The following is a 14,404-nucleotide window of genomic DNA, read 5'->3' as shown; positions in this document are numbered from 1 at the left end:
GAAGCCACAGGGGGAGGAACGATGGCGGACACCTTCGGACCGATGCGGCACGCCGGCGACGGCCACGCCGCCGTCGGCGCGGACCCGGACACGGGTCCTTCGCGCGCGGAGCCGATCAGAGTCCTGGTCGTGGACGACCACGCCCTCTTCCGCCGTGGTCTGGAGATCGTGCTCGCGGCCGAGGAGGACATCCAGGTCGTCGGAGAGGCCGGTGACGGCGCCGAGGCGGTGGACAAGGCCGCGGACCTGCTGCCCGACATCGTGCTGATGGACGTGCGGATGCCCAAGCGCGGCGGGATCGAGGCATGCACCTCCATCAAGGAGGTCGCCCCCAGCGCGAAGATCATCATGCTGACGATCAGCGACGAGGAGGCGGACCTCTACGACGCGATCAAGGCGGGCGCGACCGGATACCTCCTCAAGGAGATCTCCACCGACGAGGTGGCCACCGCCATCCGCGCGGTCGCCGACGGGCAGTCGCAGATCAGTCCGTCCATGGCGTCGAAACTCCTCACCGAGTTCAAGTCGATGATCCAGCGCACCGACGAGCGCCGGCTGGTGCCCGCGCCCCGGCTGACCGACCGCGAGCTGGAGGTGCTCAAGCTCGTCGCGACCGGGATGAACAACCGGGACATCGCCAAGGAGCTGTTCATCTCCGAGAACACCGTGAAGAACCACGTCCGCAACATCCTGGAGAAGCTCCAGCTGCACTCCAGGATGGAAGCCGTGGTCTACGCGATGCGGGAGAAGATCCTCGAGATCCGCTAACCGACGAGGGCGGCCAGTTCCCGCACGAGGGGTTCGCGCAGTTCGGGCGCGTCCACCCGCTCCACGCGGACGTCCACGCAGTTCACCCAGGTCGCCGCCTCGGCCAGGGCCTGCGCCACGGCCGGGACCGCCGTCGGGCCGTCCAGGCCGACCTGCCGCGCCACCAGCGTCCGGCCCTCGCGGGCCGGGTCGACCCGGCCGACCAGCCGGCCGCCGGCCAGGACCGGCATCGCGAAGTAGCCGTGGATCCGCTTGGGCTTGGGGACGTACGCCTCCAGGCGGTGGGTGAAGCCGAAGACGCGCTCCGTGCGCGCCCGCTCCCAGATCAGCGAGTCGAACGGGGACAGCAGGGTCGTGCGGTGGCGGCCGCGCGGCGGCGCGGCGAGGGCCGCCGGGTCCGCCCAGGCCGGCTTGCCCCAGCCCTCCACCTCGACCGGGACCAGACCCGAGTCGGCGATCACCGCGTCGACCTGCTCGGCCTTGAGCCGGTGGTAGTCGGCGATGTCCGCGCGCGTGCCGACGCCGAGGGCCTCACCGGCCAGCCGGACCAGACGGCGCACGCACTCGGCGTCGTCCAGGTCGTCGTGCAGCAGCGCGTCCGGGACGGCGCGCTCGGCGAGGTCGTACACCCGCTTCCAGCCGCGGCGTTCCACGCACACCACCTCGCCGTACATCAGCGCGCGCTCCACGGCGACCTTGGTGCCCGACCAGTCCCACCAGTCGCTGGTCTTCTTCGCGCCGCCCAGCTCCGTGGCCGTCAGCGGGCCCTCGGCGCGCAGCTGCTTGACGACCTGGTCGTACACACCGTCGGGGAGCTGGTGGTTCCAGTGCGGGCGGCCTCGGTAGGCGCGGCGGCGGAAGGCGAAGTGGGGCCACTCCTCGACCGGCAGGATGCACGCCGCGTGCGACCAGTACTCGAACGCGTGGGGCCGCGCCGGGGCGTCGCCGGCGGCACCGGCACCCCAGTACGCCGCCTCGACCGTCTTGCGGCCGACCGCGCCGAGGCGGGCGTAGGCGACCAGCTCGTGGGAGCGGGCCAGGACCGAGATGGTGTCCAGCTGGACCGCGCCGAGGTGGCGGAGCACGCCGCGGACACCGGCACGCCGGTCGGGCGCACCGAGGAAGCCCTGGGCCCGTAGGGCGACACGCCGGGCGTCGTCCGCGGTGAGCGTGGTGGTGGGACGCGGAAGGGTCGTCATGCGTCGGACGATAGAGGGTGCCACTGACAGACCCCGAGCGGCCTGCGGTTCCGTCCCGGCGGCCGGGCGGTCAGGTCCGGGCGGGCAGGTACGGTGCCGTCGACGCGAGGCCCAGGTCCGACGGCAGGAGGGAGCCCACCCAGCAGTCCCGGCGGACGCCCTTGTTGTTGACCGCCGAGCGCAGGGTGCCCTCGACGGTGAAACCGGCGCGCTCCGCCACCGCGCGGGAGGCGTGGTTGCCGACCTCGGCGCGCCATTCGACGCGGTCCACGCCCACCTCGGTGAAGATCCACCGGCACGAGGCGAGCACGGCCTCGGTGACGTAGCCGCGGCCGCGGTGCTCCTTGGCCGACCAGAAGCCGACCTCGGCCACGCCGAGCGCGCGCATCGTCAGGCCGAGCATCCCGGCCAGCGTTCCGTCCGCCGTGAACACGCCGAAGGTGAACATGGAGCCGTCGGACCAGCCGTCGGGGACCATCTCCTCCGTGAAGCCCCGGGCGTGCTCGGGCAGATAGGGGGAGGGGATGGTCGTCCAGCGCTGGATGTCCGGGTCCTGGACGGCCTCGTACACTGCGGCGGTGTCGTCCGGGCCGACGGTGCGCAGGACGAGACGGTCGGTGGTCAGCGTCACGGGTTCCATCGGCCGATTCTGTTCGGGGGACCCCCGCCACGCCAGTGTTTTCGCGGTGTGTGAGCGGGCGGTCACAATTCGCGCATTTCCTCGCACGGGGCGGCACTATCCGCCGCTCCCGGCCGTTGGAACGTGTGAAGCAGCCGTCGGACCGCCAGGCCTCCCGGCGCGGCCGGGTCCTCGCATACGATGGCCGTTGCTCAGTACGTCAAGGAAAACCGACCGTCCCAGGCCCGACCGGCAAGGAGACCAGCCCCCGTGTCCGTCCTCTCGAAGATCATGCGTGCAGGCGAAGGCAAGATCCTGCGCAAGCTGCACCGCATCGCGGACCAGGTCAACTCCATCGAAGAGGACTTCGTCGACCTCTCCGACGCCGAGCTGCGTGCCCTCACCGAGGAGTACAAGCAGCGCTACGCCGACGGTGAGAGCCTGGACGATCTGCTCCCCGAGGCGTTCGCCACCGTCCGCGAGGCCGCCAAGCGCGTCCTCGGCCAGCGGCACTACGACGTGCAGCTCATGGGTGGCGCCGCCCTCCACCTCGGCTACGTGGCCGAGATGAAGACCGGTGAGGGCAAGACCCTCGTCGGTACGCTGCCGGCGTACCTGAACGCCCTCTCCGGAGACGGCGTCCACCTCATCACGGTCAACGACTACCTGGCCGAGCGCGACTCCGAGATGATGGGCCGCGTCCACAAGTTCCTGGGCCTCGAGGTCGGCTGCATCCTGGCCAACATGACGCCGGCCCAGCGCCGCGAGCAGTACGCGTGCGACATCACCTACGGCACGAACAACGAGTTCGGCTTCGACTACCTGCGCGACAACATGGCGTGGTCGCAGGACGAGTTGGTGCAGCGCGGCCACAACTTCGCCATCGTCGACGAGGTCGACTCCATCCTCGTCGACGAGGCCCGTACGCCGCTGATCATCTCCGGCCCGGCCGACCAGGCCACCAAGTGGTACGGCGACTTCGCCAAGCTGGTCATCCGCCTGAAGAGGGGCGAGGCCGGCAACCCGCTCAAGGGCATGGAGGAGACCGGCGACTACGACGTCGACGAGAAGAAGCGCACCGTCGCCATCCACGAGTCCGGCGTCAGCAAGGTCGAGGACTGGCTGGGCATCGACAACCTCTACGAGTCGGTGAACACCCCGCTCGTGGGCTACCTGAACAACGCCATCAAGGCCAAGGAGCTCTTCAAGAAGGACAAGGACTACGTCGTCATCGACGGCGAAGTCATGATCGTCGACGAGCACACCGGCCGTATCCTCGCCGGCCGCCGCTACAACGAGGGCATGCACCAGGCGATCGAGGCGAAGGAAGGGGTGGACATCAAGGACGAGAACCAGACGCTCGCCACGATCACCCTGCAGAACTTCTTCCGCCTCTACAAGAAGCTCTCCGGCATGACCGGTACGGCCATGACCGAGGCCGCCGAGTTCCACCAGATCTACAAGCTCGGCGTGGTCCCGATCCCGACCAACAAGCCGATGGTCCGCATGGACCAGTCCGACCTGATCTACCGCACCGAGGTGGCCAAGTTCGAGGCCGTCGTCGACGACATCGCCGAGAAGCACGAGAAGGGCCAGCCGATCCTCGTCGGCACGACCTCCGTCGAGAAGTCGGAGTACCTCTCGCAGCAGCTCAGCAAGCGCGGCATCCAGCACGAGGTGCTGAACGCCAAGCACCACGAGCGTGAGGCGTCGATCGTCGCCCAGGCCGGCCGCAAGGGCGCCGTGACGGTGGCCACCAACATGGCCGGCCGTGGTACCGACATCAAGCTCGGCGGCAACCCCGAGGACCTCGCCGAGGCGGAGCTGCGCCAGCGCGGCCTCGACCCCGAGGAGCACATCGAGGAGTGGGCGCACGCCCTGCCCGCCGCCCTGGCCAAGGCCGAGCAGGCGGTCAAGGCCGAGAAGGAGGAGGTCGAGAGCCTCGGCGGTCTGTACGTGCTGGGCACCGAGCGGCACGAGTCGCGCCGTATCGACAACCAGTTGCGCGGTCGTTCCGGCCGTCAGGGCGACCCGGGCGAGTCCCGCTTCTACCTCTCCCTCGGTGACGACCTGATGCGCCTGTTCAAGGCCCAGATGGTCGAGCGCGTGATGTCGATGGCGAACGTGCCGGACGACGTGCCGATCGAGAACAAGATGGTCACGCGCGCGATCGCGTCCGCGCAGTCGCAGGTCGAGCAGCAGAACTTCGAGACGCGCAAGAACGTCCTGAAGTACGACGAGGTGCTCAACCGGCAGCGCGAGGTCATCTACGGCGAACGCCGGCGCGTCCTGGAGGGCGAGGACCTGCAGGAGCAGATCCAGCACTTCACGGACGACACCATCGACGCCTACGTCGGCGCGGAGACCGCCGAGGGCTTCCCCGAGGACTGGGACCTGGACCGGCTGTGGGGTGCCTTCCGGCAGCTCTACCCGGTGAAGGTCACCATCGAGGAGCTGGAGGAGGCGGCCGGTGACCGGGCCGGTCTGACCGCCGAGTTCATCTCCGAGTCCATCAAGGACGACATCCGCGAGCAGTACCAGGCGCGCGAGGCCCAGCTCGGCTCCGAGATCATGCGTGAGCTGGAGCGCCGGGTCGTGCTGTCGGTCCTCGACCGCAAGTGGCGTGAGCACCTCTACGAGATGGACTACCTCCAGGAGGGCATCGGCCTGCGCGCGATGGCCCAGAAGGACCCGCTGGTCGAGTACCAGCGCGAGGGCTTCGACATGTTCACCGCCATGATGGAGGGCATCAAGGAGGAGTCCGTCGGCTACCTGTTCAACCTGGAGGTCCAGGTCGAGCAGCAGGTCGAGGAGGTCCCGGTCGAGGACCTCGCGCTCCCCGAGGGCGTCCAGGACACCGTGCCGGCCCAGGCGGGCGCGCGTCCGGAGATCCGGGCCAAGGGCCTCGACGTTCCGCAGCGCCGGGACCTGCACTTCTCCGCGCCGACCGTCGACGGCGAGGGCGGCATCGTGGAGCGCGACCTGGAGGACGACGAGCCGGTGCGCTCCGAGTCGGACGGGCTGACGCGGGCCGAGCGTCGCAAGCAGGCCAAGGGCGGCCGGCGCCGCAAGAAGTGACCTGCGGCCACTGACCCGCGGTCACCGAGCCAGGAGCCGAAGGGCCGGGCCCCTCTTTCACGGGGGCCCGGCCCTTCGCCGTGCCCGCGGGCCTCTCCTGGTGCCTGCGGCCCTTCCCCGTGCCTGCGGGCATCTCCTCGTGCCTGCGGCTCCTGGGCCGTGCCTGCGGGCCTCTCCGCCGTGCCTGCGGCTCCTTCCTCATGGCCGTGGCCTCACCGCCCTGGCTGCGGCTCCTGCGCCGTGCCTGCGGGTCCTTCGCCGTGCCTGCGGCCCCCTCGTCGTGGCCGCGGGCCTCCTGGCCCTGCGCGCGGCTTCCGCGCGGGCCCGGGGGGCGGCTCCGTGGGCGGCGGAAGGGCCGTGCGGGGCAGGCGGGTCAGTCCTCGGGGGCGTGGGGCGGCCTCGGGCCCAGTTCGATCGCCGTGCAGCGCCAGCGGTGGTCCGGGCCCTGCTCCAGCCGGAAGGCCATGGCGCGGAGCCGGCTGCCGGCGGCGATACGGGCGAATACCTCCAGGGCGCCGGCCCGGGGCACGAACCAGCCGAGGTCGTGGACGACCGGGCGGGTGCCGCGGGTACGCAGGGGGCCGCGCTCGGCGAGCCGCGCGAGGTCGTCGTAGGCGCGGCCGGCGGTGTGCCGGAGCATCCAGTGGACGGGGCGCTGACCGCTGAGGACGGCCAGCAGACGGTCGGCGAAGAGGTCGGTGGGGCGCGGCCGCGCCAGGACCGTCCCCGGCGCCGTACGGGCGCCGCCACGGACCGGGTTGCGGGGCGGCGCGCCGCCCGGGCGGCGGGAGTCCTGGCGGGTCGGCGGCCGGTGCCGCGGACGGGACTGCGCGGCGCGGCTCATGACCTTGTTCATGGGGGTCCCCGTTCGGCGGGCCCGGGTCGTACCGGGCGGTAACGCGCTGGTGGGGATCTTGTACGGGGGCCGGTGCGGGCCCCGCAAGGAAGCCGGAGCGAGTGGCGAGGGCCCGCAGGAGTTCACTTATCCGAGTGATCGTGGTGCCCGTAAAGCCCGTGGGGGCGCGGTGGGACCGGGTGAGGCGAGCGCCGGCGGGTGGACGCCGCGGAGGGGGTGGGCGGGAACCCGAAAGGGGACGGCCGCACGTATCCTGAAGGCCCGTCGGCGACCAGGAAAGAGCGGCAGCCATGCGCGTCTACGTCCCCCTGACCCTCCCCGGTCTCGCCGAGGCGTACAAGACGGGTGAGCTGGGGACGGGGCCCCTCGTGGCGTACGCCGTCACCCCCGCGCTGCGCGAGTGGTACCTCTCCGACGACCTCGAGGAACTGGAGTACGCGGCGCTCAGCCGGGCCGCGCTGGCCTCGCTGCGGCTGCTGGCGGCCGACCCGGACGCGGTACGGCGCCGGGTCGTGGTCGCCGTCGACGTGCCCGACGGTGTCGCCGGGGCCGGTCCGGACCGCGGGGCGGACCCGTCCGCGCTCGGCGAGGTGACGGTGACCGGCGCGGTGCGGCTGGCCAAGGCGGCGGCGGTGCACGTCGACGCCGACGACGCGGAGCGGGACGTGGCCGCCGCTGCGGGGGCCCTGGAGGCCGCCGACGGCGGTGACGACGACGCGCAGTTCCTCGTCGACGAGGCCGACGACCACGAGCTGCTGTGGTTCGCCACCCAGGAGATCCCCAACCTGGTGGACGGCGTCTAGCGAGCCCAGCCCGGGCCCCCGGCCCGCACGGCGGTGACTGTCAGTGCGGGCGGGTACGGTCTTCGGCATGGGGATGCACGCAAGCGCGCACATCGTCTGGGACTGGAACGGCACCCTTTTCCACGACAATGACGCGATCATCGGGGCGACGAACGCGGCCTTCGCCGAACTCGGCCTGGAGCCGATCACGCTGGAGCAGTACCGGACGCTGTACTGCGTGCCGGTGCCGAAGTTCTACGAGCGCCTGCTGGGCCGGCTCCCCACGGACACCGAGTGGGAGCTGATGGACGGCGTCTTCCACCGGTACTACACGGAGCACCGGGTGCGCTGCGGGCTGACCGACGGGGCCGCCGAGCTGCTCGCCGGGTGGCGCTCGGCGGGGCACAGCCAGTCGCTGCTGAGCATGTACGGGCACGAGGACCTGGTGCCGCTGGTGCGCGGTTTCGGGATCGAGGCGCACTTCATCCGCGTCGACGGGCGTACGGGCCCGTCCGGGGGCAGCAAGGCCGAGCACATGGTGCGCCACCTGGAGGCGCTCACGGGAGTCGTGGAGCCCGCGCGCACGGTGGTGATCGGGGACGCGGCGGACGACGCGGTCGCCGCCCGGCACGTGGGAGCGCGCGCCGTGCTCTACACCGGCGGTTCGCACAGCCGGGCCAGCCTGGAGTCGATCGGCGTGCCGGTGGTGGACACGCTGGCGGAGGCGGTGGCCGAGGCCCGCCGCCTGGCGGCGTAGCCCCGGGCCCGGCCCGCCCGCCCGCTCATCAGGAGCCCGCCCGTCCAGGACCCGCCCGCGCAGCGGTACCGCTCAGGTCGCCGGGGCCTTCGCCCGCAGCACGGTGAGGAACTCGCGCATCCAGGCCGGGTGGTCCGGCCAGGCGCGGGCCGAGACGAGGGTGCCGTCGACCACCGCCTCGCTGTCCTCGAAGTGCGCTCCGGCGGACTGCATGTCCAGTTCCAGCGCCGGGTAGGCGGTGACGCGGCGGCCGCGCAGGCTGTCCACCGCCGCGGTGAGCAGCGGGCCGTGGCAGATCTGGGCGACCGGCTTGTCCGCGTCGAAGAACGCCTTGGTGATCTTGCGCAGTTCGGCGTCGTTGCGCAGGTACTCGGGGGCCCGTCCGCCGGGGACGACGAGGGCCGCGTACTGACCGGGGTCGACCTCGGCGAAGGAGAGGTCGGCGGGCCAGGTGTAGCCGGGCTTCTCGGTGTAGGTGTCGTAGCCGGGCTCGAAGTCGTGGACGACGAAGCGGAGCGTCTTGCGGGTGGGGGCCGCGATGTCGACGTCGTAGCCTTCCTCGCGCAGCCGCTGGTAGGGGTAGAGGACTTCCAGGGACTCCGCTGCGTCGCCGGTGACGATGAGGATCTTCGCGGGCATGTCGGCTCCTCCGGGGCGGCACTGTCCCCTCCGCGGGGGACGGGCACTGTTCTCAGGGCAACGTGCCTCGGCGGGGCGCGCTTGCCAAGAGGGCCCGTCGCTTTCAGGGTGCGTCCCCGGGCGCCCCCGCGCGACCGGATGCGGGCACCGGAGGGGCGCACGGCACGGGCGCACGGCACCGGGCCGGCACGGGGCGTCCGACCGGTTACGTCACCCGTCCGCGCTCCGCCCCTGTGCAGAACGTCAAACTTCGGCCCCCTCTTTTGTACACATACGGCTCATGACGGGTCCGGGGTGAGGAGCGATAGCCTTGTGGCGTGATCAGCGCGATAGCTCGCGGGGGCGATGCTGCCCCTGCCCCGCGCCCGGGTTGCACGGAACACCTCCGTGACCGGGCGGCGGTCGCTGGTCTTCGCGGGCGGGACGGGGGCGCGGAAGCCCCCAGGACGCCGATACCGGCCCTGGACACGACGGTGCCGAGAGCAGCGTCACATCCGACGGACGGGCCGAGAATGGCCGAATACACCCCGCTCGTCTCACCTCGCGGCATAGCGTCGGATCGGACCGGACACCCCGGGCCGTGGCGTCGAGCCGGAGGGGAAGAGACCGTTTTTCCTTCTACGTCACGCAACGGCGCGCGACAGGAGCCAGAGGACAATGCAGACCAAGCTGGACGAAGCCAAGGCCGAGCTGCTCGAACGGGCCGCCCGGGTAGCTGAGAACAGCCCGGTCGGGGGGCACCTACCGACCGGGACGACGGGCGAGGGTACGGCCGGCACTCCCGACAGCGAATCCGTGCTCGCGTTCCTCCAGCGCTACTACCTGCACACCGCACCCGAGGACCTGGCCGACCGCGACCCGGTCGACGTCTTCAGCGCCGCGGTCTCGCACCACCGGCTGGCCGAGATGCGACCGCAGGGCACCGCGAACGTGCGGGTGCACACCCCGAGCGTGGAAGAGAACGGGTGGACCTGCAGCCACACCGTGGTGGAGGTCGTCACCGACGACATGCCCTTCCTCGTCGACTCGGTCACCAACGAGCTGACCCGGCAGGGACGCGGCATCCACGTCGTGATCCACCCCCAGTTCGTGGTCCGGCGCGACGTCACCGGCAAGCTCGTCGAGGTGCTGGCGACCCCGCCCACCGGCGACCTGCCGCACGACGCGCACACCGAGTCCTGGATCCACGTCGAGATCGACCGTGAGACCGACCGCGCCGACCTGAAGCAGATCACCGCCGACCTGCTGCGCGTCCTGTCCGACGTCCGCGAGGCCGTCGAGGACTGGGAGAAGATGCGGGACGCGGCGGCCCGGATCGCCGACGGCCTCGGCGACGAGCCGGTGCCGGGCGACCTGCCCGCCCCCGAGGTCGAGGAGGCCCGCGAGCTGCTGCGCTGGCTGGCCACCGACCACTTCACCTTCCTCGGCTACCGCGAGTACCAGCTGCGCGACGACGACACGCTCGCCGCCGTCCCCGGCACCGGTCTGGGCATACTGCGCTCGGACCCGCAGCACGCAGAGGACGACCAGCACCCGGTCAGCCCGTCCTTCGAGCGGCTGCCCGCCGACGCCCGCGCCAAGGCCCGCGAGCACAAGCTGCTCGTGCTGACCAAGGCCAACAGCCGGGCCACCGTGCACCGGCCGTCGTACCTGGACTACATCGGCGTCAAGAAGTTCGACGCGGACGGCAACGTCGTCGGTGAGCGCCGCTTCCTCGGCCTGTTCTCCTCGGCCGCCTACACCGAGTCCGTGCGCCGCGTCCCGGTCATCCGCCGCAAGGTCGAAGAGGTCCTCAGCCTCGCCGGGTTCTCGCCCAACAGCCACGACGGCCGCGACCTGCTCCAGATCCTGGAGACCTACCCGCGCGACGAGCTGTTCCAGACCCCGCCGGCCGAGCTGCAGGCCATCGCGACCAGCGTCCTGTACCTGCAGGAGCGCCGCCGGCTGCGGCTCTACCTGCGCCAGGACGAGTACGGCCGCTACTACTCGGCCCTCGTCTACCTGCCCCGCGACCGCTACACGACCGGCGTGCGGCTGAGGATCATCGACATCCTGAAGGAGGAGCTCGGCGGCATCAGCGTCGACTTCACCGCCTGGAACACCGAGTCGATCCTGTCCCGGCTGCACTTCGTCGTCCGGGTGCCGCCGGGCACCGAGCTGCCCGAGCTGTCCGACAGCGACAAGGAGCGCATCGAGTCGCGCCTGGTCGAGGCCGCCCGCTCCTGGGCGGACGCGTTCGCCGAGGCGCTGACCGCCGAGATCGGCGAGGAGCGCGCCGCCGAGGTGCTGCGCCGCTACAACAACGCCTTCCCCGAGGGCTACAAGGCCGACCACTCCCCGCGTGCCGCCGTCGCCGACCTCGTCCACCTGGAGCAGCTCAGCGAGGACAAGGCGTTCTCGCTCAGCCTGTACGAGCCGGTCGGCGCCGCGCCCGAGGAGCGCCGCTTCAAGATCTACCAGAAGGGCGGCACGGTCTCCCTGTCGCACGTGCTGCCGGTGCTGAGCCGGCTGGGCGTCGAGGTCACCGACGAGCGGCCGTACGAGATGCGCTGCGCGGACCGGACGACCGCCTGGATCTACGACTTCGGCCTGCGCATGCCGAAGACGACGGGCGTCGGCGGGGACCTGGGCGACGACGCGCGTGAGCGGTTCCAGGAGGCGTTCGCCGCGACCTGGACCGGCAAGGCGGAGAACGACGGCTTCAACTCCCTCGTGCTGAGCGCCGGGCTGGACTGGCGGCAGGCGATGGTGCTGCGCGCGTACGCCAAGTACCTGCGGCAGGCCGGCTCCACCTTCAGCCAGGACTACATGGAGGACACCCTCCGCAACAACGTCCACACCACCCGGCTGCTCGTCTCGCTGTTCGAGGCGCGGATGTCGCCGGAGCGGCAGAAGGCCGGGCTGGAGATCACCGACGCCCTGCTGGAGGAGCTGGACGCCGCTCTCGACCAGGTGGCGAGCCTGGACGAGGACCGCATCCTGCGTTCCTTCCTGACCGTCATCAAGGCCACCCTGCGCACGAACTTCTTCCAGGAGGCGCTCGGCGGCGCCCCGCACGACTACGTGTCGATGAAGTTCGACCCGCAGGCCATCCCGGACCTGCCCGCGCCGCGCCCGGCGTACGAGATCTGGGTGTACTCGCCCCGGGTCGAGGGCGTCCACCTGCGCTTCGGCAAGGTCGCCCGAGGCGGTCTGCGCTGGTCCGACCGGCGCGAGGACTTCCGCACGGAGATCCTCGGCCTGGTCAAGGCACAGATGGTGAAGAACACCGTCATCGTGCCGGTCGGCGCCAAGGGCGGCTTCGTCGCCAAGCAGCTGCCGGACCCGGCGGTCGACCGGGACGCGTGGCTGGCCGAGGGCATCGCCAGCTACAAGACGTTCATCTCGGCGCTGCTCGACATCACCGACAACATGGTGGCCGGCGAGGTCGTGCCGCCGCAGGACGTGGTGCGCCACGACGGCGAGGACACCTACCTGGTGGTCGCGGCCGACAAGGGCACCGCGACGTTCTCCGACATCGCCAACGGGGTCGCCGAGAAGTACAACTTCTGGCTCGGCGACGCCTTCGCCTCCGGCGGCTCGGCCGGCTACGACCACAAGGGCATGGGCATCACCGCGCGCGGCGCCTGGGAGTCCGTGAAGCGGCACTTCCGCGAGCTGGGCGTGGACACGCAGACCGAGGACTTCACGGTCGTCGGCATCGGCGACATGTCCGGTGACGTGTTCGGCAACGGCATGCTGCTCTCCGAGCACATCCGCCTGGTCGCCGCCTTCGACCACCGGCACATCTTCATCGACCCGACCCCGGACGCCGCCACCTCCTACGCCGAGCGACGCCGCCTGTTCGAGCTGCCCCGCTCCAGCTGGGAGGAGTACGACACCTCGCTGCTGTCGGCGGGCGGCGGGATCTTCCCCCGGACCGCCAAGGCGATCCCGCTGAACGCGCACATCCGGGACGCCCTGGGCATCGAGGAGAAGGTCTCCAAGATGACCCCGGCCGACCTGATGAAGGCGATCCTGCACGCACCGGTCGACCTGCTGTGGAACGGCGGCATCGGCACCTACGTGAAGTCGTCGGCGGAGTCCAACGCCGACGTCGGCGACAAGGCCAACGACGCCATCCGCGTCGACGGCCAGGACCTGCGGGTCAGCGTCGTCGGCGAGGGCGGAAACCTGGGCCTGACCCAGCTCGGCCGCATCGAGTTCGCAATGCACGGCGGGAAGATCAACACCGACGCGATCGACAACAGCGCCGGTGTGGACACCTCCGACCACGAGGTGAACATCAAGATCCTGCTGAACGGTCTCGTCACCGACGGCGACATGACCGTCAAGCAGCGCAACAAGGTGCTCGCCGAGATGACCGACGAGGTCGGCGCGCTGGTCCTGCGCAACAACTACGCGCAGAACGTGGCCCTCGCCAACGCCCTGTTCCAGGCCAAGGACATGCTCCACGCCCAGCAGCGGTTCATCCGCCACCTGGTGCGCGAGGGCCACCTGGACCGGGCGCTGGAGTTCCTGCCCACCGACCGCCAGATCCGCGAGCGCCTCGGCCACGGCCAGGGCCTGACGGGCCCGGAGACGGCCGTCGTGCTGGCGTACACGAAGATCACGGTGGCCGAGGAGCTCCTGCACACCTCGCTGCCGGACGACCCGTACCTGCGCACCCTGCTGCACGCCTACTTCCCGTCGGCGCTGCGCGAGCGGTTCGCCGACGCCATCGACAACCACCCGCTGCGCCGTGAGATCACCACGACCGTGCTGGTCAACGACACGGTCAACACGGGCGGTACGACGTACCTGCACCGGCTGCGCGAGGAGACCGGCGCCTCCCTGGAGGAGATCGTCCGGGCGCAGACCGTGGCCCGCACGATCTTCCGTTCGGCGCCGGTGTGGGACGCGGTCGAGGAGCTGGACAACAAGGTCGACGCGGACGTCCAGACCCGGATCAGGCTGCACTCGCGCCGCCTGGTGGAGCGCGGCACCCGCTGGCTGCTGAACAACCGGCCGCAGCCGCTGCAGCTCGCGGAGACCATCGAGTTCTTCTCCGAGCGGGTCGAGCAGGTCTGGCAGCAGCTGCCGAAGCTGCTCAAGGGCGCGGACCTGGAGTGGTACCAGCACGTGTACGACGAGCTGTCCGCCGCCGGTGTCCCGGACGAGCTCGCCACCCGCGTGGCCGGCTTCTCCTCCGCCTTCCCGGCGGTCGACATCGTCTCGGTGGCCGACCGCATGGGCAAGGAGCCGCTGGACGTCGCCGAGGTCTACTACGACCTCGCCGACCGCCTCGGCATCACCCAGCTCATGGACCGCATCATCGAGCTGCCCCGCGCCGACCGCTGGCAGTCCATGGCCCGCGCCTCCATCCGTGAGGACCTGTACGCGGCCCACGCGGCGCTCACGGCGGACGTCCTGGCGGTCGGCAACGGCACCTCGACGCCCGAGCAGCGGTTCGCCGACTGGGAGCAGAAGAACGCGGCGATCCTGAGCCGGGCGCGTACCACCCTGGAGGAGATCCGCGGTTCGGACTCCTTCGACCTCGCCAACCTGTCGGTGGCGATGCGCACGATGCGGACGCTGCTGCGCACGCACTCGTAGCCGAACGACGCCGTGAGGCGACCAGGGCGCCCCGGGCCGGTCCAGGCCCGGGGCGCCCTCGTTCTTGCCGATTGCTAGCCGAAAACGTGCGATGAATTTACCGTTTCCTGC

At 71.0% G+C, this 14,404-nt stretch carries 9 protein-coding genes; 5 read left to right on the top strand and 4 right to left on the bottom strand.

The annotated features are described in order from the left end of the window. The first annotated feature begins 21 nt into the window (after positions 1 to 21). Entirely contained in the window at positions 22 to 768 is a 747-nt protein-coding gene (locus B446_RS15605; RefSeq protein WP_020940413.1) for a response regulator, read from the top strand. Here B446_RS15605 and B446_RS15600 read toward each other — a convergent pair. Both B446_RS15600 and B446_RS15595 read right to left on the bottom strand, forming a co-directional pair. Beyond that, a complete protein-coding gene (locus B446_RS15600) occupies positions 765 to 1,967 on the bottom strand; it encodes a winged helix-turn-helix domain-containing protein (protein ID WP_020940412.1) in 1,203 nt (400 codons plus the stop codon). The genes B446_RS15605 and B446_RS15600 overlap by 4 nt on opposite strands. A 70-nt stretch (positions 1,968 to 2,037) precedes the next feature. Then, positions 2,038 to 2,607, bottom strand: a complete 570-nt coding sequence (locus B446_RS15595) for a GNAT family N-acetyltransferase (RefSeq protein ID WP_020940411.1) — start codon at positions 2,605 to 2,607, stop codon at positions 2,038 to 2,040. Between the two features lie 249 nt (positions 2,608 to 2,856). Between B446_RS15595 and secA the strand changes: the two genes are divergently transcribed. Next, positions 2,857 to 5,664, top strand: a complete 2,808-nt coding sequence (gene secA, locus B446_RS15590; protein ID WP_020940410.1) for a preprotein translocase subunit SecA — start codon at positions 2,857 to 2,859, stop codon at positions 5,662 to 5,664. Between the two features lie 373 nt (positions 5,665 to 6,037). On the opposite strand, the gene B446_RS15585 is transcribed toward secA, so the two are convergent. Then, a complete protein-coding gene (locus B446_RS15585; RefSeq protein WP_020940409.1) occupies positions 6,038 to 6,520 on the bottom strand; it encodes an Rv3235 family protein in 483 nt (160 codons plus the stop codon). Between the two features lie 290 nt (positions 6,521 to 6,810). Here B446_RS15585 and B446_RS15580 point away from each other — a divergent pair, with 290 nt between their 5' ends. Together B446_RS15580 and B446_RS15575 are read left to right on the top strand one after the other, a co-directional pair. Continuing rightward, positions 6,811 to 7,323, top strand: coding sequence for a DUF6912 family protein (locus B446_RS15580; RefSeq protein WP_020940408.1), 513 nt, complete (start codon positions 6,811 to 6,813; stop codon positions 7,321 to 7,323). Positions 7,324 to 7,390: 67 nt separating this feature from the next. Next, complete coding sequence (locus tag B446_RS15575) at positions 7,391 to 8,059, top strand: HAD family hydrolase (RefSeq protein ID WP_020940407.1); 669 nt, start codon at positions 7,391 to 7,393, stop codon at positions 8,057 to 8,059. Positions 8,060 to 8,131: 72 nt separating this feature from the next. On the opposite strand, the gene B446_RS15570 is transcribed toward B446_RS15575, so the two are convergent. Then, the gene (locus tag B446_RS15570) at positions 8,132 to 8,698 is read right to left on the bottom strand and encodes a DJ-1/PfpI family protein (RefSeq protein WP_020940406.1); all 567 of its coding nucleotides are present in this window, start codon (positions 8,696 to 8,698) and stop codon (positions 8,132 to 8,134) included. 657 nt (positions 8,699 to 9,355) lie between these two features. On the opposite strand from B446_RS15570, the gene B446_RS15565 reads away from it, so the two are divergent. Next, positions 9,356 to 14,293: an NAD-glutamate dehydrogenase gene (locus B446_RS15565; RefSeq protein ID WP_020940405.1), complete on the top strand. Its 4,938-nt coding sequence runs from the start codon at positions 9,356 to 9,358 to the stop codon at positions 14,291 to 14,293. Positions 14,294 to 14,404: the final 111 nt, after the last annotated feature.

Source organism: Streptomyces collinus Tu 365 (assembly GCF_000444875.1).
Classification (GTDB): domain Bacteria; phylum Actinomycetota; class Actinomycetes; order Streptomycetales; family Streptomycetaceae; genus Streptomyces; species Streptomyces collinus_A.
The sequence above is the reverse complement of the archived record's forward strand: the minus strand, read 5'-3'. Positions and strand labels throughout refer to the sequence as shown.

Coding starts and splice junctions, on each gene's coding strand:
- B446_RS15605 (WP_020940413.1), top strand. CDS start 22: ATGGCGGACACCTTCGGACCGATGCGGCACGCCGGCGACGGCCACGCC.
- B446_RS15600 (WP_020940412.1), bottom strand. CDS start 1,967: ATGACGACCCTTCCGCGTCCCACCACCACGCTCACCGCGGACGACGCC.
- B446_RS15595 (WP_020940411.1), bottom strand. CDS start 2,607: ATGGAACCCGTGACGCTGACCACCGACCGTCTCGTCCTGCGCACCGTC.
- B446_RS15585 (WP_020940409.1), bottom strand. CDS start 6,520: ATGAACAAGGTCATGAGCCGCGCCGCGCAGTCCCGTCCGCGGCACCGG.
- B446_RS15580 (WP_020940408.1), top strand. CDS start 6,811: ATGCGCGTCTACGTCCCCCTGACCCTCCCCGGTCTCGCCGAGGCGTAC.
- B446_RS15575 (WP_020940407.1), top strand. CDS start 7,391: ATGGGGATGCACGCAAGCGCGCACATCGTCTGGGACTGGAACGGCACC.
- B446_RS15570 (WP_020940406.1), bottom strand. CDS start 8,698: ATGCCCGCGAAGATCCTCATCGTCACCGGCGACGCAGCGGAGTCCCTG.
- B446_RS15565 (WP_020940405.1), top strand. CDS start 9,356: ATGCAGACCAAGCTGGACGAAGCCAAGGCCGAGCTGCTCGAACGGGCC.